This is a genomic window from Staphylococcus sp. HMSC36A10 (genome assembly GCF_001838845.1).
GTDB lineage: Bacteria > Bacillota > Bacilli > Staphylococcales > Staphylococcaceae > Staphylococcus > Staphylococcus aureus.
In genome coordinates this window covers 38,672-62,576 of record NZ_KV839069.1, presented here as the reverse complement: position 1 = coordinate 62,576, position 23,905 = coordinate 38,672, and the positions used below count along the sequence as shown (strand labels likewise).

Genomic DNA, 23,905 nt, shown 5'->3' with positions numbered 1-23,905 from the left:
ATATTGTAGGGAGTATTGTTTTATATTTAAACTCTCTAAAAAGCGGACTGAAAGAAAAGTGAAAACTTCTCTATCAGTCCGCTTTTTCATAGAACAAAATGTAGGCGCCATAATCATTAGTTATGTGCTAATCTATTTAGCTTGCTTACAATAATCACTTGGCGACATTTGTAAATATTTTTTAAAATGATAGCTAAACATTTTATACTCTGAAAAGCCTACTTTGTCTGCAATTTCATAGTGTTTGTAATGTCGATCTAACAATTGCAGAGATTGTAAAATACGATAGCGATTTAAATAATCGACAATTGTAATACCAACATGATCTTTAAATGTTCGCATCGCATACGATTCACTAACATCGATATGTTGAATTAAATCTGAAACAGTCACTTTCGTTTGATAAGATTGCTTAATTTGATCAACAATCTGATTTACATAATAATCATCGTATTCTACTTTTAATAGTGGTTGGAAGGCATCATGACAAGATGCTAAGCTACGGCCGTTCTGTGATTGTTGCTCTAATAAGGTACGGACAAGTCTTCCTAAAATAACTTCTAATTGTGCATGGTCTACTGGTTTTAATAAATAATCAAGAACATGATGTTGAATGCCGGCTTTCATATATTCAAAGTCATCGTAACTCGATAATATGATGACATTACAATCTAGATGCGCAATATCATTGAGTAAATCGACGCCATTTTTACGTGGCATACGAATATCAGTAATTACTAATTCTGGCTGATGTTGTTGAATTAGTGATAATGCTTCAACACCATCTTTAGCAGTGTATATTGTATTGAAATGATAGTCTCCCCAAGGAATGATTTGCTTTAAACCTTCTCGAATAATTCGTTCATCATCACAAATAACTACCTTAAACATCTACATTCCCCCTTGAAAGTGGTATTTTATAACAAATTAACGTACCTTGATTACGCTTTGAAAAAATATGAAGTCGTGCATGTGAACCATATTGAATCATTGCTTTATTGTGTAAATGATTTAATCCCAAATGCTTAGTATCAAATACATCATTATTAAGAGATTGGCGTACATATTGCAGGCGAGATGACGACATCCCGATACCATTGTCGCAAACTAAAACATGTAAATTCTGACGTGCCAATGTCAGGCGTATAGTAATGTCCAATGACTCAGTATCTCTACCATGTTTAATAGCATTTTCTATGAGTGGCTGAAGCATCATTTTACCAATTGTCTGGTGACGCGCTTCTTCAGAACTTTCAATATGGAGCTTAATCATGTCATCAAAACGGATGTTTTGTATTGCAACATACTGTTCAATGTAGTTCAACTCTTCGTTTAATTCCACTGTATGTGAGTTTGTACGTAATGAGTAACGTAACATTTGCGATAATTGTTGGACCACAGTTTGTGCTAATTTCGGAGATAACGTAATTAAATATTGTATTGTTTGCATCGTATTGAATAGGAAATGAGGCTGGAATTGGCGTTCTATTTCCTTTAACTGAATATCACGCAAGCGACGTTCTGTATGCTCGATAGAATGGATCAGTTGCTCATTTGATTCAAATAAATCGTAAATATAATTATTAATTTCTTCTAGTTCACTGTTGTTTTTTAAAGGCGTATATGTACCTAGATGACGATTTTTGGCATAGTAAATTTTTTGAATAATCGTTTCGATATCTTTTGTTTGTCGTTTAGCCATATTATCTGCGCTAATGAAACCAAATATTACTAGTAAAACAAGAACTACGGCCATAACAATTAATAACGTGATACCATCTTCAATATTTTCATGTATATCTTTATAAATAATGAGACGATGGTCAGCATGGTTTAATTTTACAGATTCATTCATAAATCCAAATTGTTGTGGTCTATACTTTTCACCTATAGTAAAACGGTCATCATTGGCGTATAAAATATTGTCATATTGATCAACGATAAGTGCGAATTGTCGGCTATCTTTCTTAATTTCACTTAAACGTGGGGTGTTAGCCATATAAATTTTAAGCATATATGTACTATTTTTGAATTTAAGCTGATGCGTTGAAAATAAATACATATTTTTAGTGTTTAAATGTTCATAATTATTGGTTATAAACTGATTTGGTCCAGATAATTCATAATAAAGTGTTGCGGGCTGTTGGTGTATTAATTTTAATAATTCACGTTTTGTAGCGGTAACATCATGATGATTTGTTAAATCGAGCTCTTGAAACGAATTATTATGCTGTGTAATAAATGTCTGAATCTGCTTTTCAGTATGATGTAAAGATGACTGACTTTCATCAACATGTTGATGAATCGTACGATGCTCAATCCAAATATAGATGGCATAGAAGCTTACTAGTCCAATAATAATGACTAAAAATACTGGAAAAATAGTAGACGCAAATAACGATCGTCTCAATTGATGTCTATAAGGTTTGTATGCCGTCATTGAATCATCTCCAAAAATTTATGATGTGGAATGTCCGGTAATTTAGATTTCGGTATTAAAGGTATGTTCTTAAGATTTTCGATAGACTGATCGCTTTGTTCACTAACATCCTTTCGAATTGACTTGGCATCGAACTCTGCAACTAATCGTTGTTGTACTGAGCGGCTTGTTAAATATTGCACTAACTTTTTACGCTTAGGATGAGGGTGTGCATTTTTAACTAAAGCAATACCATCAACATTTAACATTGTTCCTTCAATTGGATAAACGATTGATACAGGATAACCTTTGTTTTTCCATGTGCGTGCATCTTGTTCGTAGCTTAGACCTGCGTAATATTTACCTTTTGCAACATCTTCAATGACTTTAGACGTCTTTGACAGTTGCATCGCATGGTTTTGGAATTGATGCACATCACTTACTCGATGATGCATGCTATAAATAGCACGCATATGTTGATAGCCTGTCGTTGTTGTATTTGGATTTGAGTACGCAATTTTACCTTTAAGTATAGGTTGTAATAAATCTTGATAACCTCGAATCTTAATATCTCCTTGTAAATCTGAATTCACTACTATAACTGTTGGCATTAATAGAAAACTAGTAACATATTTATTGTTCGAGCGATAATCCTCTAATTGCTGTGTTACAGATGTATCTTGATAGGGAACAAAATCTTCTGGATGATCAATTGTTTCTGACAACACACCACCCATAAAGACATCACCACGCTCCGAAAAATATTCGTTATGCAAGTTTGAAAGCAGTACTTGAGTAGATCCGTGTTTAATTTCAATTTTGACATGCTCTTGTTTTTCAAATTCATTTAAAATTGGACGAATCAAGTTTGATTGATACGGAGAATAAACTGTTAATACATTTTTATCGGATTCAGAGTGACGCGTATTAGCGCATGCTGATAAAAAAATGAGAAATAATAGCAAGATATAAATTTTTGATTTCATGATATCCCATCAATTCTATGTATATTTTAATACAATAATTTTAGCAATAAATGACGCATAAGTAATGTTAAATATTTAGAAATGTTTATAGATGACTTGTTAAGACGTTGCAAATGTTGTGATAGCACAAAATTTTTGTTTGTCAAGACGATTTACCGAGGCTGTAAAATCAAACTGTTATATTTTATTTGTAGCTGTTATATAAAAATCGGCAAGATATTGAACGGTTCAAAAGTGAATTTTTACGTCAATAAAAGTATTTAATCCAGTCTCTTCATATATAAAAGTAAATCTTTCTAAGTGTTGATTTAACGCTTATCAACAATCATTTTTTATAAACAAATATATACTCCTAAATTAACTTTTAAAGCAATGAAAATAGTGAACATTATAACTGTTGTGTAACAGAATGCAATTAGCATATTACTGTTACACAAATTAGTACAGTTTCTATGTTTTGACATACATTTGATGAAAATTGTACATAATTTATGTGAAAAAAATCACAACAAACATGCTACAATGACTATGAAAACGTTAACATAGCATTTCAAATTCACAACATTATACAGATGGAGGCGTTTAGTATGTTAGAAACAAATAAAAATCATGCAACAGCTTGGCAAGGATTTAAAAATGGAAGATGGAACAGACACGTAGATGTAAGAGAGTTTATCCAATTAAACTACACTCTTTATGAAGGTAATGATTCATTTTTAGCAGGACCAACAGAAGCAACTTCTAAACTTTGGGAACAAGTAATGCAGTTATCGAAAGAAGAACGTGAACGTGGCGGCATGTGGGATATGGACACGAAAGTAGCTTCAACAATCACATCTCATGATGCTGGTTATTTAGACAAAGATTTAGAAACAATTGTAGGTGTACAAACTGAAAAGCCATTCAAACGTTCAATGCAACCATTCGGTGGTATTCGTATGGCGAAAGCAGCTTGTGAAGCTTACGGTTACGAATTAGACGAAGAAACTGAAAAAATCTTTACAGATTATCGTAAAACACATAACCAAGGTGTATTCGATGCATATTCTAGAGAAATGTTGAACTGCCGTAAAGCAGGTGTAATCACTGGTTTACCTGATGCATACGGACGTGGACGTATTATCGGTGACTATCGTCGTGTAGCTTTATATGGTGTAGATTTCTTAATGGAAGAAAAAATGCACGACTTCAACACGATGTCTACAGAAATGTCAGAAGATGTAATTCGTTTACGTGAAGAATTATCAGAACAATATCGTGCATTAAAAGAATTAAAAGAACTTGGACAAAAATATGGTTTCGATATAAGCCGTCCAGCAGAAAACTTCAAAGAAGCAGTTCAATGGTTATACTTAGCATACCTTGCTGCAATTAAAGAACAAAACGGTGCAGCAATGAGTTTAGGTCGTACATCAACATTCTTAGATATCTATGCTGAACGTGACCTTAAAGCAGGCGTTATTACTGAAAGCGAAGTTCAAGAAATTATTGACCACTTCATCATGAAATTACGTATTGTTAAATTTGCTCGTACACCTGATTACAATGAATTATTCTCTGGAGACCCAACTTGGGTAACTGAATCTATCGGTGGTGTAGGTATTGACGGACGTCCACTTGTTACGAAAAACTCATTCCGTTTCTTACACTCATTAGATAACTTAGGTCCAGCACCAGAACCAAACTTAACAGTATTATGGTCAGTACGTTTACCTGACAACTTCAAAACATACTGTGCAAAAATGAGCATTAAAACAAGTTCTATCCAATATGAAAATGATGACATTATGCGTGAAAGCTATGGCGATGACTATGGTATCGCATGTTGTGTATCAGCGATGACAATTGGTAAACAAATGCAATTCTTCGGTGCACGTGCGAACTTAGCTAAAACATTACTTTACGCTATCAATGGCGGTAAAGATGAAAAATCTGGTGCACAAGTTGGTCCAAACTTCGAAGGTATTAACAGCGAAGTATTAGAATATGACGAAGTATTCAAGAAATTTGATCAAATGATGGATTGGCTAGCAGGTGTTTACATTAACTCATTAAATGTTATTCACTACATGCACGATAAATACAGCTATGAACGTATTGAAATGGCATTACATGATACAGAAATTGTACGTACAATGGCAACAGGTATCGCTGGTTTATCAGTAGCAGCTGACTCATTATCTGCAATTAAATATGCACAAGTTAAACCAATTCGTAACGAAGAAGGTCTTGTAGTAGACTTTGAAATCGAAGGCGACTTCCCTAAATACGGTAACAATGACGACCGTGTAGATGATATTGCAGTTGATTTAGTAGAACGCTTCATGACTAAATTACGTAGTCATAAAACATATCGTGATTCAGAACATACAATGAGTGTATTAACAATTACTTCAAACGTTGTATACGGTAAGAAAACTGGTAACACACCAGACGGACGTAAAGCTGGCGAACCATTTGCTCCAGGTGCAAACCCAATGCATGGCCGTGACCAAAAAGGTGCATTATCTTCATTAAGTTCTGTAGCTAAGATCCCTTACGATTGCTGTAAAGATGGTATTTCAAATACATTCAGTATCGTACCAAAATCATTAGGTAAAGAACCAGAAGATCAAAACCGTAACTTAACTAGTATGTTAGATGGTTACGCAATGCAATGTGGTCACCACTTAAATATTAACGTATTTAACCGTGAAACATTAATAGATGCAATGGAACATCCAGAAGAATATCCACAGTTAACAATCCGTGTATCTGGTTACGCTGTTAACTTCATTAAATTAACACGTGAACAACAATTAGATGTAATTTCTCGTACATTCCATGAAAGTATGTAACAAAATTTAAGGTGGGAGCACTATGCTTAAGGGACACTTACATTCTGTCGAAAGTTTAGGTACTGTCGATGGACCGGGATTAAGATATATATTATTTACACAAGGATGCTTACTTAGATGCTTGTATTGCCACAATCCAGATACTTGGAAAATTAGTGAGCCATCAAGAGAAGTCACAGTTGATGAAATGGTGAATGAAATATTACCATACAAACCATACTTTGATGCATCGGGTGGCGGTGTAACAGTCAGTGGTGGCGAACCATTGTTACAAATGCCATTCTTAGAAAAATTATTTGCAGAATTAAAAGAAAATGGTGTGCACACTTGCTTAGACACATCGGCTGGATGTGCTAATGATACAAAAGCATTTCAAAGGCATTTTGAAGAATTACAAAAACATACAGACTTGATATTATTAGATATAAAACATATTGATAATGACAAACATATTAGATTGACAGGAAAGCCTAATACACACATCCTTAACTTCGCGCGCAAACTGTCAGATATGAAACAACCTGTATGGATTCGACATGTCCTTGTGCCTGGTTATTCTGATGATAAAGACGATTTAATTAAACTAGGGGAATTTATTAATTCTCTTGATAACGTCGAAAAGTTTGAAATTCTGCCATATCATCAGTTAGGTGTTCATAAGTGGAAAACATTGGGCATTGCATATGAATTAGAAGATGTCGAAGCGCCCGATGATGAAGCTGTTAAAGCAGCCTACCGTTATGTTAACTTCAAAGGGAAAATTCCCGTTGAATTATAAATACAATTCAGACCGAAAAGAAAGCATATGCAACTTCAAGAGTGAAGGGGCATATGCTTCTTTTTCAATTGAGTATTGAGTATTAGCAAGACGTAGTAAGTATATGAGACAACTTCTACAATGGTTGAAGGAAGACGTTTTTGTAAGTAGCTATGCTGATAAAGAATGTGATGTCTTGTTAAAGATGGGGTTCCAATATCATCATTTAGCTGATGTTGAATGGGTTATTATTTGCTACTTGCATATGAATATGAGTCTTTTCAAATTTTTATTGACCCTGAGTAATGAAAAATATTAAGATGAAACTTAATATTAAAGCAATGCGGAGCGTGATTATGAAGAGAATTAGTAAAGATATATGGGCAGTATTTAAATTACTGTATCAAAATAAAGGGCGTTTTAGCATTAATGCCTTACTATTGCAGTTAATCATGATTTTTATTAGTAGTACATACTTAATTTTACTATTTAATATGATGTTAAAAGTAGCTGGGCAAAGCCAACTTACGATTAACAATTGGACGGAAATCGTAAGTCATCCTGCCAGTGTGATACTTCTTATTATATTCATATTAAGTGTTGCTTTTCTGATTTATGTAGAGTTTTCATTGTTAGTTTATATGATTTATGCCGGCTTTGATCGACAGATTATTACATTTAAATCCATTTTTAAAAATGCCTTTGTAAATGTGCGTAAACTCATAGGTGTACCAGTTATTTTCTTTGTCATTTATTTAATGTTAATGATACCCATTGCCAACCTAGGACTAAGTTCAGTATTAACAAAAAATATTTACATACCTAAATTTTTAACGGAAGAACTTATGAAAACGACGAAAGGTATAATCATTTACGGTACCTTTATGATTGCTGTATTTATATTAAACTTTAAATTAATATTTACTTTACCGTTAACGATTTTAAACCGCCAGTCGTTATTTAAAAATATGAGACTAAGTTGGCAAATTACGAAGCGAAATAAGTTTCGACTTGTTATAGAAATAGTTATATTGGAACTCATCATTGGTGCGATTTTAACATTAATTATTTCAGGAGCAACATATCTTGCTATTTGTGTAGATGAAGAAGGAGATAAGTTTTTAGTCTCATCAATTTTATTTGTTGTATTGAAAAGCTCATTGTTCTTCTATTATTTATTTACGAAATTATCATTAATCAGTGTGTTAGTACTGCACTTAAAACAAGAGAATGTATTAGACCAACCGGGCTTAGAATTTAAATACCCAAAACCGAAACGGAAGTCTAGGTTCTTTATAATTTCAATGGTGCTTGCAGTGACATGTTTTATCGGTTATAACATGTACTTACTTTACAATAATACTATCAATACAAATATTTCTATTATTGGCCATCGTGGTTTCGAAGATAAAGGCGTTGAAAATTCTATTCCGTCATTGAAAGCTGCTGCAAAAGCGAATGTCGAATACGTTGAGTTAGATACAATTATGACGAAAGATAAACAATTTGTTGTTAGTCATGATAACAATTTGAAACGTTTAACAGGTGTTAATAAAAACATTTCTGAATCTAATTTCAAAGATGTCGTCGGTTTGAAAATGCGTCAAAATGGACATGAAGCAAAACTTGTATCCTTAGACGAATTTATTGAAACGGCTAAACAATCAAATGTGAAACTACTAGTAGAGTTAAAGCCACATGGTAAAGAACCAGCAGATTATGCACAACGTGTTATTGATATTTTGAAAAAGCATGGTGTTGAACATCAATATCGTGTGATGTCATTGGATTATGATGTGATGACTAAGTTGAAAAAAGAAGCGCCATATCTCAAGTGTGGTTATATCATTCCGTTGCAGTTTGGTCATTTTAAAGAAACATCATTAGATTTCTTTGTCATCGAAGATTTTTCTTATTCGCCAAGACTTGTTAATCAAGCGCACTTGGAAAATAAAGAAGTCTATACTTGGACTATTAACGGCGAAGAAGATTTAACGAAATACTTACAAACCAATGTTGATGGTATTATCACAGATGACCCAGCATTAGCTGATCAGATTAAAGAAGAAAAGAAAGACGAAACATACTTCGATCGTTCTATAAGAATTTTGTTTGAATAATATAAACAAAGACCTCTAAAGTTATCAAGATGATACTTTCAGAGGTCTTTTTAACGTTGCCATCTATGGGGATAGGCAATCGTTTCATTCGTTTATAATCATATGACAAGGATTTATAAGGCAATTTGGCGTCACAAACACTTACATGATTTATTAGTGAATTATTAATTGTTTTGTGAATGCAAAGGGTTAGAAATTGAAACGTAAATACTTTCTAATCTATGTTTCGCTTTAGTCATTTGATCCAAATTTTTAGTGCGTATAGCTGATTTAGCAATATAGTGCGCAGCTAAAATGTCGCGTTTTTGATACGCATCTAAATTTAGGTACGATAATTTATTAAAGTCAGTGTTTGCTATTAATTCATGTAATTGATCTACAAGCGCTTGATGTTGATACGTATGTGATGTAGTTTCAGATTTGCTTGCTAATTTAATACCAGTCGTATCAAGGAGCGCCGCTTTAATACCAGCAACTAAATATGTTTTGATTTTCATTTGTGTTGTCATGCTTTGTTACTCCTTTGATGTACATTAATCAAAAAAATTATACACTATTGTATATTGCAAAGCTAATTAACTATAACAAAAAGATAGTTAATGCTTTGTTTATTCTAGTTAATATATAGTTAATGTCTTTTAATATTTTGTTTCTTTAATGTAGATTGGGCAATTACATTTTGGAGGAATTAAAAAATTATGAAAAAGCAAATAATTTCGCTAGGCGCATTAGCAGTTGCATCTAGCTTATTTACATGGGATAACAAAGCAGATGCGATAGTAACAAAGGATTATAGTAAAGAATCAAGAGTGAAAGAAGAGAGTAAATATGATTCGCCAATGTCAAATTGGTATTATTGGGGAAAGGTTAAATCCTTGGAGTCACAATTTGCAGATGCGATAGATATTATAGAAGATTATCAATATGGGGAAAAAGAGTATAAAGACGCCAAAGACAAATTGATGACTAGGGTATTAGGTGAAGACCAATACTTATTAAAGAAAAAAATAGATGAATATAGACAATATAGAGAAAGATATTTAAAAGCTGGTTTAAGCCCGGTGAAATTTTATGATTATAACCTTTATGATTTTACAATGAAAGAATATAATGATATCCATCACTCTCTAAAAGGTGCAGTGGAAGAGTTCTATAAAGAAGTTAAACATATTCAATCAAAGAATTCGGATTTACAAACTTATGACAAGAAAACTGAAGATGAAGAAACTGATAAAGTATATTCATTAGTTAGTGAAATTGATACTCTTGTTGTAACATATTATGGAGATAAGGATTATGGGGAGCACGCTAAAGAGTTGAGAGCTAAGCTAGATATTATTCTTGGAGAAGAAAAAAAGCCCAATAGAATAACTAATGAACGTATTAGAAAAGAAATGACCGATGATTTAAATTCTATTATCGATGACTTCTTTATGGAAACTGGACAAAACAGACCGGTTAAAATCACTAAATATAATCCAAATATTCATAGTCCTAAAGATAACAAAGAAAACTTCGATGCTTTAGTTAAAGAAACAAGAGAAGCGGTTGCTAAGGCTGATGATTCTTGGAAAAATAAAACTGTCAAAAAATACGAGGAAACTGTAACAAAATCTCCTGTTGTAAAAGAAGAGAAGAAAGTTGAAGAACCTCAATTACCTAAAGTTGGAAACCAGCAAGAGGTTAAAACTACGGCTGGTAAAGCTGAAGAAACAACACAACCAGTTGCACAACCATTAGTTAAAATTCCACAGGGCACAATTACAGGTGAAATTGTAAAAGGTCCGGAATATCCAACGATGGAAAATAAAACGTTACAAGGTGAAATCGTTCAAGGTCCCGATTTTCTAACAATGGAACAAAACAGACCATCTTTAAGCGATAATTATACTCAACCGACGACACCGAACCCTATTTTAGAAGGTCTTGAAGGTAGCTCATCTAAACTTGAAATAAAACCACAAGGTACTGAATCAACGTTAAAAGGTACTCAAGGAGAATCAAGTGATATTGAAGTTAAACCTCAAGCAACTGAAACAACAGAAGCTTCTCAATATGGTCCGAGACCGCAATTTAACAAAACACCTAAGTATGTTAAATATAGAGATGCTGGTACAGGTATCCGTGAATACAACGATGGAACATTTGGATATGAAGCGAGACCAAGATTCAATAAGCCATCAGAAACAAACGCATACAACGTAACGACAAATCAAGATGGCACAGTAACATATGGCGCTCGTCCAACACAAAACAAGCCAAGTAAAACGAACGCATATAACGTAACAACACACGGAAACGGCCAAGTATCATATGGCGCTCGCCCGACACAAAACAAGCCAAGTAAAACAAATGCATATAACGTAACAACACATGCAAATGGTCAAGTATCATATGGAGCTCGTCCGACATACAAGAAGCCAAGCGAAACGAATGCATACAATGTAACAACACATGCAAACGGCCAAGTATCATACGGCGCTCGTCCGACACAAAACAAGGCAAGCGAAACAAACGCATATAACGTAACAACACATGCAAACGGTCAAGTGTCATACGGAGCTCGCCCGACATACAAGAAGCCAAGCGAAACAAATGCATACAATGTAACAACACATGCAGATGGTACTGCGACATATGGGCCTAGAGTAACAAAATAAATTTATAACTCTATCCAAAGACATACAGTCAATACAAAGAATTATGTATCTATACAACAGTAATCATGCATTCTATGATGCTTCTAACTGAATTAAAGCATCGAACAATCGGAAGCATATTTCTAAATTATTTATTCATTATAGTCTTAAACATAACATGACCTAATATATTACTAACCTATTAAAATAAACCACGCACATCTAAGTGATATACGACAATCACAGCAATAATAATTGCTTTAAAAAGTCGTACCGAACTGGAACTTACAAGTCTAGTTCGAACACACACTGATGTGAGTGGTTTTCTTTATTTTAAACATGAACAATCAGATAAGTTACTAGCATTAGCAAATATTATTAAATCAAAGGGCTTCGATTCATAAAATTTAAAACAATGATTAAAATTAGACGTGTAAATGTTAAATTCTAAAACGGAAATACCCACCATCCCATTAAACCACTTTTTTGTTCAATCACTATGTTTCACATAGCTTCAATAATAAAACGAAACTGCTTCAACCCGCTTCAACTTCAGCCTACTTCAATAACCAAACGAATCCGCTTCATCCAAAATCAACCATTCTAACGCACATATTCAAATATAGCAGCTGCACCCATACCGACACCAATACACATCGTAACCATGCCGTAACGGCTATCGGGACGTCTACCCATTTCATTAAGTAAACGCGCGGTTAACATTGCGCCTGTAGCACCTAATGGATGACCTAAAGCAATAGCGCCACCATTCACATTCGTACGTGATATATCTAGACCTACTTCTTTAATAGATGCAATTGTTTGAGAAGCAAATGCTTCGTTCAATTCGATCAAATCAATGTCTTCAACAGATAGATTGCTGAGTGACAATACTTCAGGAATCGCATATGCAGGCCCAATACCCATAATTTTCGGGTCAACGCCTACTGCCTTATAACCAACGAATCGTGCAATAGGTGTCACGCCTAGTTCTTTCACTTTATCTCCAGACATTAAAACTACAAATCCTGCACCATCAGAAAGTGGGGCAGATGTTCCCGCAGTCACAGTGCCGTCAGCTTTAAATACTGTACGTAATTTGGCTAATGCCTCCATCGTGGTGTCAGGGCGTATAAATTCATCTTGGTCAAAGATATTTGTGTGTACTTTTGGTCCTGCGTTTGTATATTCAACTGAGTTTACTTGTATTGGGATAATTTCATCGTTGAACCGACCATCACGTTGTGCTTCATAGGCACGTTGATGACTTCTGACAGCATAAGCATCTTGATCTTCGCGTGATACGTCAAATTGGGATGCTACATTTTCAGCAGTTAAACCCATAGGATATGACGCACCTATATCATCATATTGTAAGGTAGGATTGTTTGTGGGCTCGTTGCCACCCATTGGTACGGCACTCATCAATTCAACGCCACCAGCTACAAGTATATCTCCTTGACCAGCCATAATTTGATTGGCTGCAATCGCGATGGTTTGTAATCCTGATGAGCAGTAGCGATTCACTGTTTGACCCGGTACCGTGTCAGATAATCCCGTAAGCAATGCAATCGTTCGTGCAATGTTTTGTCCTTGTAATCCTTCTGGAAAAGCCGTACCAACAATGACATCTTCAATCATATTCTTATTGAATTTTCCGTCAATACGTTTCAATACGCCTTGTAATACTTTGGCTGCGACATCATCAGGTCTTTCGTGGAATAATGCGCCTTGCTTTGCTTTCGCTGCGGCTGAACGCCCATAAGCTACAATGTATGCTTCTTGCATGGTTATCATCCTCTCTTAATGACTATCTTTTAATTACGTAATGGCTTACCAGTTTTTAACATATGTGCAATTCTTTCATATGATTTTTTAGATTTTAGTAAGTCAATAAAGCCAATTTTCTCCAACGATTGAATGTAACGTTGATTGATAAATGTATTTCTTGGTAAATCACCACCCGCTAAAATTGTGGCGATATTTAAGGCGATATGATAATCATGGTCGCTAATAAAATGACCCCGTCTTTGCGCATCTAATTGTCCTTGGATCAATGCTTTGAAGTCTTCACCTAAAGCGATATATTGATGTCTAGGATTCGGAATATAGTTTGTTTCTGCTTCATATTTCGCACGTTTGAGCGCAACTTCGACACGTTGTGCTGTATTGAAAATAATCGTATCTGTATCACGTAAATAACCATAACGACGTGCCTCAAAGGCATTTGTAGAGACTTTCGCAAATGCGATATTCGTCAGTACTTTTGTCATGGAAGCTTGTTTGTCATCAAACTTATGCGATGTGCGTAATATGCGATCAGCCATTTCTGCAAGGCCACCGCCACTCGGTAATAAGCCAACGCCTGCTTCAACAAGACCTATATATGTTTCACTTGCAGCGACAACAATAGGTGAGTAAAGTACAAGCTCACAGCCACCGCCTAAGGCACGACCTTGAACAGCTGTGACTACTGGTTTCAAACTATACTTCAAACGATTAAAGCTATAATGTAATTTATCAATTGATTGTGCAACGACATCATCTACAAGACCGTCTTCATGCGCCTTTTTCATTAAGAAAAGGTTAGCACCCACACTGAAATTGTTACCATCTGTATAAATGACCATACTTGTGTAATGGTCATTTTCCAGTAAATCAATGGCATCAACTAACGCATCGTTGAATTCATCGGTAATGACATTATTTTTACTTTGTAATTTCAGTAACAGTTGATCATCATGAGTTACGGAAAGTTTGGCATCACCTTTATCCCAAAGTTCATCTTTTACGAAGTGAGAAACAGGTGTTGCATATTCGATGGTCTCATCTTGTTTATAAAAGCCACCATCTAAATCACTAATCCATTGTGGTAAGTCTCCAATTTCGTCTTCCATACGTGTTTTAACACGTTCATATCCCATTGCATCCCATAATTGGAATGGACCAAGTTTCCAGTTGAACCCCCAGACAAGCGCACGGTCTATGTCTCGGAAATCATCGGTAGCTTTAGGTACATTGATAGCAGAGTAATAGAAATTATTACGTAATGTCTCCCATAAAAATAGTCCCGCTTCGTCTTGCGCATTGAATATGGTATCAAGGTTATGCACTAAGTCTTTATTAAATTCATTTAAAATTGGTAATTGTGGTTGCGATACAGGTACATAATCTTGTTTTTCAACATCGTAAACAAGCCGAGCTTTAGTTTCTTTATCCTTTTTGTAAAATCCTTGTTTCGTTTTACGTCCGAGTGCGCCATTGTCAAACAACGTATTTACAATTTTGACATCATGAAAATAAGGCGTTTCTTCAGGTACTTGTTGCATGCCTTTAATTACAGACACTGCAATATCTAAACCGACTAGGTCAGATAGGGCATATGTACCTGTTTTAGGACGACCAATCGCTTGCCCAGTTAAAGCATCCACATCTACAATGCTTAACTTGTGTTGCTCGGCGCGATACATAATATCATTCATTGTTTGCGTGCCGACTCTATTTGCGACAAAGCCAGGCACATCATTGACGACAATGACACCTTTACCTAACACATTTTGCGCGAAATTTTTTACATCTAATATGATAGATTCCTTCGTGTGTGACGTAGGTATTAACTCCACTAATTTCATAATACGTGGTGGGTTAAAGAAATGTAGACCAAAGAATCGTTCTTGATCCTTCTCGTTAAATGCTTGAGCAATCGCATTTATTGGAATACCTGATGTATTTGTAGCGAATAAAGCATCTTCTTTAGCATGTTGTAGAACTTGTTGCCAAACAGCATGCTTAATTTCAATATCTTCTTTAACTGCTTCGATATATAAATCAGCATCATCATTTACCAAGTCATCATCAAAATTACCATATGTTAAATGACTCGCTAGATTTAAGTCGAATAGTAGCGGCCGTTTCTTATCTGTAATTTTATCGTAAGATTTTTTCGCAATGAGATTTGGATCGTTTTTGTCCACTACAATATCTAATAGTTTTACTTTAAGTCCAGCATTCACAAAGAGTGCTGCCAGTTGAGCGCCCATCGTGCCTGCGCCAAGAACGGTTACTTTATTAATTGTCATAGTGATTCCTCCAATTTAGTTGAGGATAAGATAACCATTAAGATAATTGGAATAACGTTGCTATTTTATAAAATTAATTAAGTATCTTTGACAGTCATCTTAGCCTCTTATTTAAGGAAAAAGCTTTATGCTTAAAATAAGTCTTTTTTTAGTGATATTACTGCATCTCATATAATTCTTTGCTATTTATACGAAAGCAGAATCTCCAGTCAAAGCGCGTCCAATTACTAAGGCATTAATTTCATGTGTACCTTCGTACGTGTAAATCGCTTCTGCATCAGAGAAGAAACGTGCAATATCATAATCGTCAGCTAGTATGCCATTACCACCTGTAATACCGCGGCCCATAGCTACTGTCTCACGCAAACGTAAGGCATTCATCATCTTCGCCGTTGAAGTTGCAACCTCGTCATATTCACCATGTGCTTGCATATTAGCTAATTGAGCACATGTTGCCATTGCTTGAGCTAAATTACCTTGCATCATTGCTAGCTTTTCTTGTATTAACTGATATTTACTAATTGGTTTGCCGAATTGCTTACGCTCAGTGACATAATCTAATGTGGCACGTAAAGCGCCAGCCATACCACCTGTAGCCATATAAGCAACGCCTGCTCTCGTTGAATAAAGAATTTTGGCAATATCTTTAAAGCTTGTTATGTTTTGTAAGCGATCCGCTTCATCTACTTTGACATTAGTTAATTTAATTAGGGCGTTAGGAACAATGCGAAGTGCGATTTTATTATCAATGACTTCAATATCGACGCCATCTTGTTCTGGTCTGACTACAAAGCAATGGGGTTTGCCAGTTTCTTTATTTACTGCGAATACTGGAATGACATCAGATACATGTGCACCACCAATCCATTTCTTTTCACCATTGATAACCCAAGTATCGCCTTGGCGTTCAGCGACTGTTTCAAGACCTCCCGCAACGTCCGAACCGTGTTCTGGTTCAGTTAAAGCAAAGCATGTACGCAGTTCATGTGACTGTAATTTAGGTACATATTTCGCAATTTGTTCTTTGCTACCTCCGAAATAGAAAGTGTTATGCCCTAAACCTTGGTGAACACCGAGTAGGGTAGCTAAGGAAATATCAAATCGCGCGAGTAGGTAAGACATGAAAAACTGAAATAGTTGACTAGGCATTTTGGCGTTTGGACGATCCTTGTAAAGTAATGGATTGTTAAAATAATTTAATTCTCCCAGATCTTTAAAATAGTCCTCGGGTACAGTAGCGTCTATCCAATGTTGATTAATATTTTCACGGTACTTACTTTCTAGCAATGAATCTACTTGTTGTAAAAATTCGACTTCACCGTCTGTTAAACCTTTAGCAATACTAAGTACATCTTCAGGAAATAATGTTTTTAAGACTGTTTCTTTTTCAAATGTCATATAAATTCCTCCTAAAAATAATATGAATACTAATGTGAAATGCATTTAATTCAAAAACAACACGCTTTATTTGTAAACGCTTACACTAAATGTCAAAAATTTTTATCACCTTTAAAGTGTTTGTGAGACTTTGTCATTCATCATTTGTCGAATCGCAAGTTTATCTGGTTTCTGCGTACTGTTTAACGGCATATGTGTCACTGGTACATACATTCTTGGGACTTTATAACCTGCTAAACGACTTCGCATATGTTGATTTAAAATTTCAGCGTAATGAGGTTCATCTTCGCGAAGTATAATGGCTGCAGCAATTGATTCACCATATTTTGGATGATCATAGCCAACGACCACACACCGGTCTATTAGTGGATGCTCAGCTAAAGCATTTTCGACTTCGGATGGTAAGACATTTTCGCCACCAGTTATGATTAATTCTTTTTTGCGGTCAATAATAAATATATCGCCATCGTTGTCCATCTTCGCTAAGTCACCAGTTAATAAATATCGACCATGAAATGCTTTGGCAGTCTCTGCTGGTTTATTCCAATATCCTGGCGTGACATTTTTAGCCTTAATTGCAAGTTCGCCAATCTCACCAGTAGGTACTTCCTCACCGTTATCATCAAGGATACGTGCATCAACGAACATGACTGCTTTACCAATACTCATTGGCTTACGTTTTGAATTTTCCGGTGTATTAACAAGTACAAGAGGTGCTTCAGTTAAACCATAGCCGTTAATAATGTTTATGCCATATTGTTTAAAAGCTGCTTGGATACTTGGTAATGGTTGTGAACCACCTTGGATGATATAATCCATAGCTTTAAAATTTTCAGGATTAAAATTACTAGCACGTAGCGTACTATAATACATTGTCGGAATCATGATAATAAATGTAGGGTGATATTGTGCAATCATGTCATTCAATTCTTCGCCGTTAAAGTAACGTTGAAGAATAAGTGTACCACCTGACATTAATACTGGTAATACAGTATCGTTAAACCCTAAAACATGGAACATTGGTGTTGATACAATCGTAATATAGTTTGAATTGAACTTGTACGTCAGCTCTAAGTTTGCACCGTTATGAACAAATGATTCATATGAGAACATCACACCTTTAGGTGATCCGGTTGTACCACTTGTATAAATTAATGCTGCAAGATCTTGTGGTTCAACAGGTGTTGCTTGAAAAGGTTGGTGATAATCTGGATTTACGATTTCATCATATTGGGCTACATCAATATCCATATGCAATAAGTTTTGGTCAATATCGGTGAGTGAACTTAAATGTTTTTCAGCATAGAAAAGCAGTTTTAATTGTGCATCTTCCACAATGGCTGCAATTTCTTTTGGGTTAAGCCGCCAATTCAATGGTAAAAAAACCACACCTGTTTTAAAACAAGCAAATAATAAATCTAATATTGCAATATCATTTGGCGCAAAAATACCGATAACATCGCCTTTTTTAACACCTTGAGATGTTAAATAATGTGCCATATTATCAGCGCGTGCATTGAGTTGTTGGTATGTCCAAGATGTTTGTTTTGCGTGATCAATAACGGCAGGCTTGTCATCATCGAAGTCTGAACGCGTTTTTATCCAATCGAAATTCATTAGTATACCCCCTTTAGCTTCACTTTCATACTTTATGAATTGATTGTTTAAGTTGTCCCCATTTTTCTTTGTAAATGCTGGTATCAATTAATTTTAAATGATCAGCAATAATTGGTTTAAAAGCCATTTGATTCAAAATATCTTTATGCAAATCAAGACCTGGAGCAATTTCAATTAGTTTCAAGCCTTGATTGGTGAGTTCGAATACTGCACGCTCAGTAACAAAATAGACTTCTTGCTCGAGTGATTGTGAATATTGTGCATTAAAGTCGATATGGCTCACATCTGATACAAATTTCTGGTTTTGTCCTTCAGTTTCAATGTTTAATCGTTGATTATGGCATGAGACATGACTGCCAGCTACAAAAGTACCTGAAAAGATAATTTTATTTACAGATTGCGTAATGTCTATAAAGCCGCCACATCCATTTAGTCGGTCATTGAAGTAAGACACGTTGACATTGCCGTATTGATCAACCTCAGCAAAGCTAAGATAGGCAACTGATACACCATTGTTATAAATAAAATCCCATGCTCGATCATGAGGCATGCGAACATCTGCATTGTAATTCATACCAAAATGTTCACGACTACCAACGAATCCACCGAAAATGCCAACATCTAGAATCGGTTGCACATCATGTTCAACACATTCTTCGTGCAATAAATTAGAGAGTTCATTATTGATTCCATAACCGATGCTAATTGTATCGCCATAAGTTAAAAACTGAGCAGCACGTCGGAGAATCAATTTGCGACTATTAAAAGGTAATGTGGTTTCAGGTATTCCATCAATTCGTTCTTCTCCAGACAAGGCTGGTAAATAATGACTCTGAATTACTTGGCGGTGATTCTTTTCATCTTCTGTGACGTATACATAATCGACAAGATTTCCTGGGATAACAACTTCATTCGGTTTTAGTTGATAGTCGTCAACTAAAGCTTTAACTTGTACAATAACTTTCCCATGATTGGCTTTCGCGTTTAATGCGACATGATAACACTCGCTCAAGTACGCTTCTTGAGTTAAATAAATGTTACCTTGTTGATCTGCGTATGTTCCTCTCAGTAGTGCCACATCAACGCTAGGGAATGTGTAATGTAAGTATGTTTCATCGTTGATGGTTACTAATGAAACTAAATCATCAGTTGTTCGTGTATTTACTTTACCGCCACCGTATCTAGGATCAACAGCTGTGTTTAATCCGATTTTAGTAATAACTCCAGGTAATAATTGATTACTCTGACGATAATGAGTTGCAATGATACCTTGTGGTAAAAAATAAGCTTCAATGTCATTATTTTTCATTGCTTGTGCCGTTTTGGAAGAAGCCGTTAAAATGCTCATAATGACACGTTTAATCATGCGACGTTCTATAAAATCATCTAAATCCGGTGCGGCACCTAAACTATGGATATCATTCGCTAATATAAACGTTAAATCTTTGGGCGTATGATATGTGTCATGTTGCGCTAACACAGCACGTAGAACTTCGGCGGGTAAGTTGGCTACAGCTAATGCTGGTAAACCAATCACATCACCATCTTTAATGATATGTTGTAAGTCGTGCCATGTGATTTGTTTCAAGCAAGTCACCTCCATCACATTTGATAAAATATAGCGTTTTTACACTTTGTGTAAACCCTTACAAGAAATATAACATAACGACGTTTAAAATCAATTAGAAATATCTTTTTATTCTGATAATAGACACAGTATAGACACATTTTGATGGTTGATAACAATTGTAATATCAAGGGTTTGTAATGAATTGAATATCATTAAAATACTTATATAAAAATATTGCTCGGAATATAAAAAGTTAAATAGGTTTTGATTTTTAAATATGAAATACAAAGCGCCCAATCGAACAAAGTATTTATATTAAAATATGGAAAATCCATCAATATTAAATTAAAATAGTTTTATTATGAAAAGTGAAAGTAGGTAAGTCTATGGAAGGTCTTAATCATCGAAGAAATACAGAAAAAGAAGAGACAACACAAACGCAATCAGTTGCAACTAATACAGGTGAAGAGGGGATGTCATCAGCAATTACACAATCAACTAAGACGTCCGACATACATAATGAATCTATCGATAAACAAATGGAAGCCAAAGCGCATGAAACAGCGCAAAATGCAGATTTAAAAAATGAAGCAAGAAGTTTATTTGATAATGCAACCAAATCAATCGGTAGACTAGCGGGCAATGATGAAAGCTTAAATCTTAATTTAAAAGATATGTTTTCTGAAGTATTTAAGCCGCATACTAAAAACGAAGCAGATGAAATATTTATAGCGGGTACTGCTAAAACTACGCCAGCAATTTGTGACATATCAGAAGAATGGGGGAAGCCATGGCTCTTTTCTCGAGTATTCATCGCTTTCACAGTAACATTTATTGGATTATGGGTCATGGCAGCGATTTTTAATAACACTAACGCGATTCCGGGTCTCATTTTTATAGGGGCTTTAACAGTACCATTATCGGGTTTGTTCTTCTTTTATGAATCAAATGCGTTTAAAAATATTAGCATTTTTGAAGTTATTATCATGTTCTTTATTGGCGGCGTATTTTCATTACTAAGTACGATGGTATTATATAGATTTGTCGTTTTTAGTGATCAATTCGAAAGGTTTGGTTCTTTAACATTTTTCGATGCATTTTTAGTAGGATTAGTTGAAGAAACTGGAAAAGCACTCATTATTGTTTATTTCGTCAATAAATTGAAAACAAATAAGATTTTGAATGGATTATTAATCGGTGCTGCTATTGGTGCAGGGTTCGCAGTTTTTGAATCAGCAGGTTATATTTTGAATTTCGCTTTAGGGGAAAATGTCCCATTATTAGATATTGTCTTCACACGTGCGTGGACTGCGATTGGTGGTCATTTAGTTTGGTCAGCGATTGTTGGTGCTGCAATAGTTATTGCGAAAGAACAGCATGGCTTTGAATTCAAAGATATTTTTGATAAACGCTTTTTAATATTCTTTTTATCAGCCGTTGGTTTACATGGCATTTGGGATACATCTTTAACTGTACTTGGCAGTGATACGTTGAAAATATTTATTTTAATCGTTATTGTGTGGATACTTGTATTCATTTTAATGGGGGCAGGTTTAAAACAAGTGAATTTACTGCAGAAAGAATTTAAAGAACAACAGAAAAAAGTAGACGAATAATAATTAAAGCTTATGTTGCTCATATGTTTGTGACATAAGCTATTTTTATAATTTGTCTTTAAAAGAGTGGAATAGGAATACTTTTCGGAGTTAAAAAAGTGTTTCACGTTAAACAAATAGTGACAATTAGATTTATATAAAATGAACATGATTCACTGAAAGTATGTAATAATCATTTTATTGAAATTCATCAAACAGAAATTAATACAATCATATAAGCAAATTAAACCACGCCATAATCATATTGGATGACTTCGGCGTGGTTTTTATAGTTGAAGCAGGGCTGAGACATAAATCAATGTCCCACACTCCCTTATCGTTCAATCGTTGTTCGATAATCGATTAAATAGATACCTTCAGGTGTTACTTTATAATTTTTAACCTTAGAGTTAGCAGCGACTATTTGATCGTTGTAAGCAATATAACTGTTTGGTACATCTCGACTTGATAATTTAATAATATCATTAGAAATATTGTGACGTTCCTTAACATCTACAGTATGATTCAATTGATTAATTAAATCATCGACGTTGCTATTATTGTAGTCTCCTTTATTAATAGCACCATCTTTTTTATATGCTTGATTAAAGAAATAACCTGTATCACCGCGAGGGATTGTCCCAAAACTATACATCGTTGCATCCCATGCAGAACGGTCTTTTAAGTAACCTTCTATGTCATCAACACTTTTAATGTCGATTTCAATATTTGCTTTTTTAGCATCTGATTGTAATACTTGCGCAATTTTCGATAGCTCTGGACGACCGTCATACGTAATTAACTTAATTTTTAAAGGGTGTTCTTTTGTATAACCATCTTTAGCTAATAACGTTTTTGCTTGTTCGATATTTTGTTTGGTTAACTTAGGTTCTTTAATATATGGAATTTTATCATTAAATGGACTCGTTGCAGGTTTCGCATAACCTTGATAAATATGATCTGCAATACCTTGTCTATCAATGATATGATCTAATGCTTCACGAACGGATTTAGTCATTTTTTTATTAGTATGATTATACATAAGTAAAGAAGTTCTAAATCCAGATTCTTTTGACACTTTTAAATTTTGATTATTTTCTATGTCATGAACTTTATTAACTGGGACATCAGTTATTAAATCATCTTTTTGAGATTCTAAATTTCTGACGCGATTATTGCCGTCTTCTTGGTACGTCACAGTAATATGATCAAGTTTCGGTTTACCTTGCCAATAGTCCTTAAAATTCGACAATGATATTTTTCGAGATTGCTTATAATCTTTTATTTGGTAAGGGCCTGTACCAACAGGAGTTTGATTAACATCTGATTTAGCATCTGTATCATAAATTGCCATAAAAGGATTAGCTAATTCAGATACAAGTTCAGGGTAAGCGGAGTTGGTTTTAATTGTCAGTTTTTGACCTTTAGCGGTAATTGATGATATTGGTAATGAATATTTGACCAAGTCGCTTTTTTTCATGCTATTTTCAAGGCTAGATTTCACTTTTTCTGCAGTCAATTTTTGACCGTTTTGAAATTTAATATTATCTTTTAATTCTATATCTAACGTTGTATCATTTGGTTGATGATACGATTTCACTAATGCTTTTTCTATTTTTCCTTGATCATTTGTTTTAAATAATGATTCTGCAGCACCAATCTTAACTGGTACATCTGTTTCATAAGGTGCAATAGACTTTGTTTTTAACGGTAACGAAATATTTAAGTCTTTGCCAGATGAATGCATTGAGCCACATCCTGATAACACTAATACTGCTGAAAATATAGTTGCTAGTCTTTTAAACTTCATTTCATTAACACTCTCTTTCTAATTACTATGTAAAACCCAACAATTAATATTTTAAAACTTTATTTTGTTAAAGTAAAA

Annotated in this window: 16 protein-coding genes; 5 read left to right on the top strand and 11 right to left on the bottom strand. The window is 34.6% G+C overall.

Annotated elements, in window-relative coordinates:
• Positions 1-132: 132 nt before the first annotated feature.
• The 3 genes from HMPREF3247_RS01190 to HMPREF3247_RS01180 are packed head-to-tail and all read right to left on the bottom strand — an operon-like array spanning position 133 to position 3,405.
• Positions 133-891 carry a response regulator transcription factor gene (locus HMPREF3247_RS01190; protein ID WP_000477521.1) on the bottom strand — a complete coding sequence of 253 codons (759 nt, stop codon included), beginning with the start codon at positions 889-891 and terminating at the stop codon, positions 133-135.
• Positions 884-2,440, bottom strand: coding sequence for a sensor histidine kinase (locus HMPREF3247_RS01185; protein ID WP_000127984.1), 1,557 nt, complete (start codon positions 2,438-2,440; stop codon positions 884-886). Before HMPREF3247_RS01185 ends, HMPREF3247_RS01190 begins: the two co-directional genes overlap by 8 nt.
• Positions 2,437-3,405 carry an ABC transporter substrate-binding protein gene (locus HMPREF3247_RS01180; RefSeq protein WP_000837110.1) on the bottom strand — a complete coding sequence of 323 codons (969 nt, stop codon included), beginning with the start codon at positions 3,403-3,405 and terminating at the stop codon, positions 2,437-2,439. Before HMPREF3247_RS01180 ends, HMPREF3247_RS01185 begins: the two co-directional genes overlap by 4 nt.
• Before the next feature lie 587 nt (positions 3,406-3,992).
• Between HMPREF3247_RS01180 and pflB the strand changes: the two genes are divergently transcribed.
• From pflB to HMPREF3247_RS01160, 3 genes are all read left to right on the top strand, one after another.
• Complete coding sequence (gene pflB / locus HMPREF3247_RS01175; RefSeq protein WP_000894659.1) at positions 3,993-6,242, top strand: formate C-acetyltransferase; 2,250 nt, start codon at positions 3,993-3,995, stop codon at positions 6,240-6,242.
• A gap of 22 nt (positions 6,243-6,264) precedes the next feature.
• A complete protein-coding gene (gene pflA / locus HMPREF3247_RS01170) occupies positions 6,265-7,020 on the top strand; it encodes a pyruvate formate-lyase-activating protein (protein WP_000911657.1) in 756 nt (251 codons plus the stop codon).
• Positions 7,021-7,355: 335 nt separating this feature from the next.
• Entirely contained in the window at positions 7,356-9,119 is a 1,764-nt protein-coding gene (locus tag HMPREF3247_RS01160) for a glycerophosphoryl diester phosphodiesterase membrane domain-containing protein (protein WP_001566883.1), read from the top strand.
• 164 nt (positions 9,120-9,283) lie between these two features.
• On the opposite strand, the gene HMPREF3247_RS01155 is transcribed toward HMPREF3247_RS01160, so the two are convergent.
• Positions 9,284-9,628, bottom strand: coding sequence for a complement inhibitor SCIN family protein (locus HMPREF3247_RS01155; RefSeq protein ID WP_000211593.1), 345 nt, complete (start codon positions 9,626-9,628; stop codon positions 9,284-9,286).
• Positions 9,629-9,817: 189 nt separating this feature from the next.
• Here HMPREF3247_RS01155 and coa point away from each other — a divergent pair, with 189 nt between their 5' ends.
• Positions 9,818-11,779, top strand: a complete 1,962-nt coding sequence (gene coa / locus HMPREF3247_RS01150; RefSeq protein ID WP_000744085.1) for a staphylocoagulase — start codon at positions 9,818-9,820, stop codon at positions 11,777-11,779.
• A 181-nt stretch (positions 11,780-11,960) separates the two neighbouring features.
• Here coa and HMPREF3247_RS01145 read toward each other — a convergent pair whose 3' ends face one another.
• The 6 genes from HMPREF3247_RS01145 to HMPREF3247_RS01115 form a co-directional block, all read right to left on the bottom strand.
• Positions 11,961-12,068 (bottom strand): hypothetical protein, encoded by a 108-nt coding sequence (locus HMPREF3247_RS01145; RefSeq protein WP_031835017.1) that lies wholly within the window; start codon positions 12,066-12,068, stop codon positions 11,961-11,963.
• Between the two features lie 293 nt (positions 12,069-12,361).
• Positions 12,362-13,546 carry a thiolase family protein gene (locus HMPREF3247_RS01135; RefSeq protein ID WP_001154616.1) on the bottom strand — a complete coding sequence of 395 codons (1,185 nt, stop codon included), beginning with the start codon at positions 13,544-13,546 and terminating at the stop codon, positions 12,362-12,364.
• A 29-nt stretch (positions 13,547-13,575) separates the two neighbouring features.
• A complete protein-coding gene (locus HMPREF3247_RS01130) occupies positions 13,576-15,837 on the bottom strand; it encodes a 3-hydroxyacyl-CoA dehydrogenase/crotonase FadB (RefSeq protein ID WP_000154523.1) in 2,262 nt (753 codons plus the stop codon).
• Between the two features lie 186 nt (positions 15,838-16,023).
• Positions 16,024-17,235: an acyl-CoA dehydrogenase FadE gene (locus HMPREF3247_RS01125; protein WP_000142189.1), complete on the bottom strand. Its 1,212-nt coding sequence runs from the start codon at positions 17,233-17,235 to the stop codon at positions 16,024-16,026.
• Between the two features lie 111 nt (positions 17,236-17,346).
• Positions 17,347-18,852, bottom strand: a complete 1,506-nt coding sequence (locus HMPREF3247_RS01120) for a long-chain-fatty-acid--CoA ligase FadD (RefSeq protein ID WP_001008411.1) — start codon at positions 18,850-18,852, stop codon at positions 17,347-17,349.
• Positions 18,853-18,877: 25 nt separating this feature from the next.
• Positions 18,878-20,455 carry a fatty acid degradation protein FadX gene (locus tag HMPREF3247_RS01115; RefSeq protein WP_072467449.1) on the bottom strand — a complete coding sequence of 526 codons (1,578 nt, stop codon included), beginning with the start codon at positions 20,453-20,455 and terminating at the stop codon, positions 18,878-18,880.
• A gap of 440 nt (positions 20,456-20,895) precedes the next feature.
• Between HMPREF3247_RS01115 and HMPREF3247_RS01110 the strand changes: the two genes are divergently transcribed.
• Entirely contained in the window at positions 20,896-22,038 is a 1,143-nt protein-coding gene (locus tag HMPREF3247_RS01110; protein WP_072399734.1) for a PrsW family intramembrane metalloprotease, read from the top strand.
• Between the two features lie 313 nt (positions 22,039-22,351).
• On the opposite strand, the gene nikA is transcribed toward HMPREF3247_RS01110, so the two are convergent.
• Complete coding sequence (gene nikA / locus HMPREF3247_RS01105) at positions 22,352-23,827, bottom strand: nickel ABC transporter substrate-binding protein (protein ID WP_001808045.1); 1,476 nt, start codon at positions 23,825-23,827, stop codon at positions 22,352-22,354.
• Positions 23,828-23,905 lie beyond the last annotated feature (78 nt).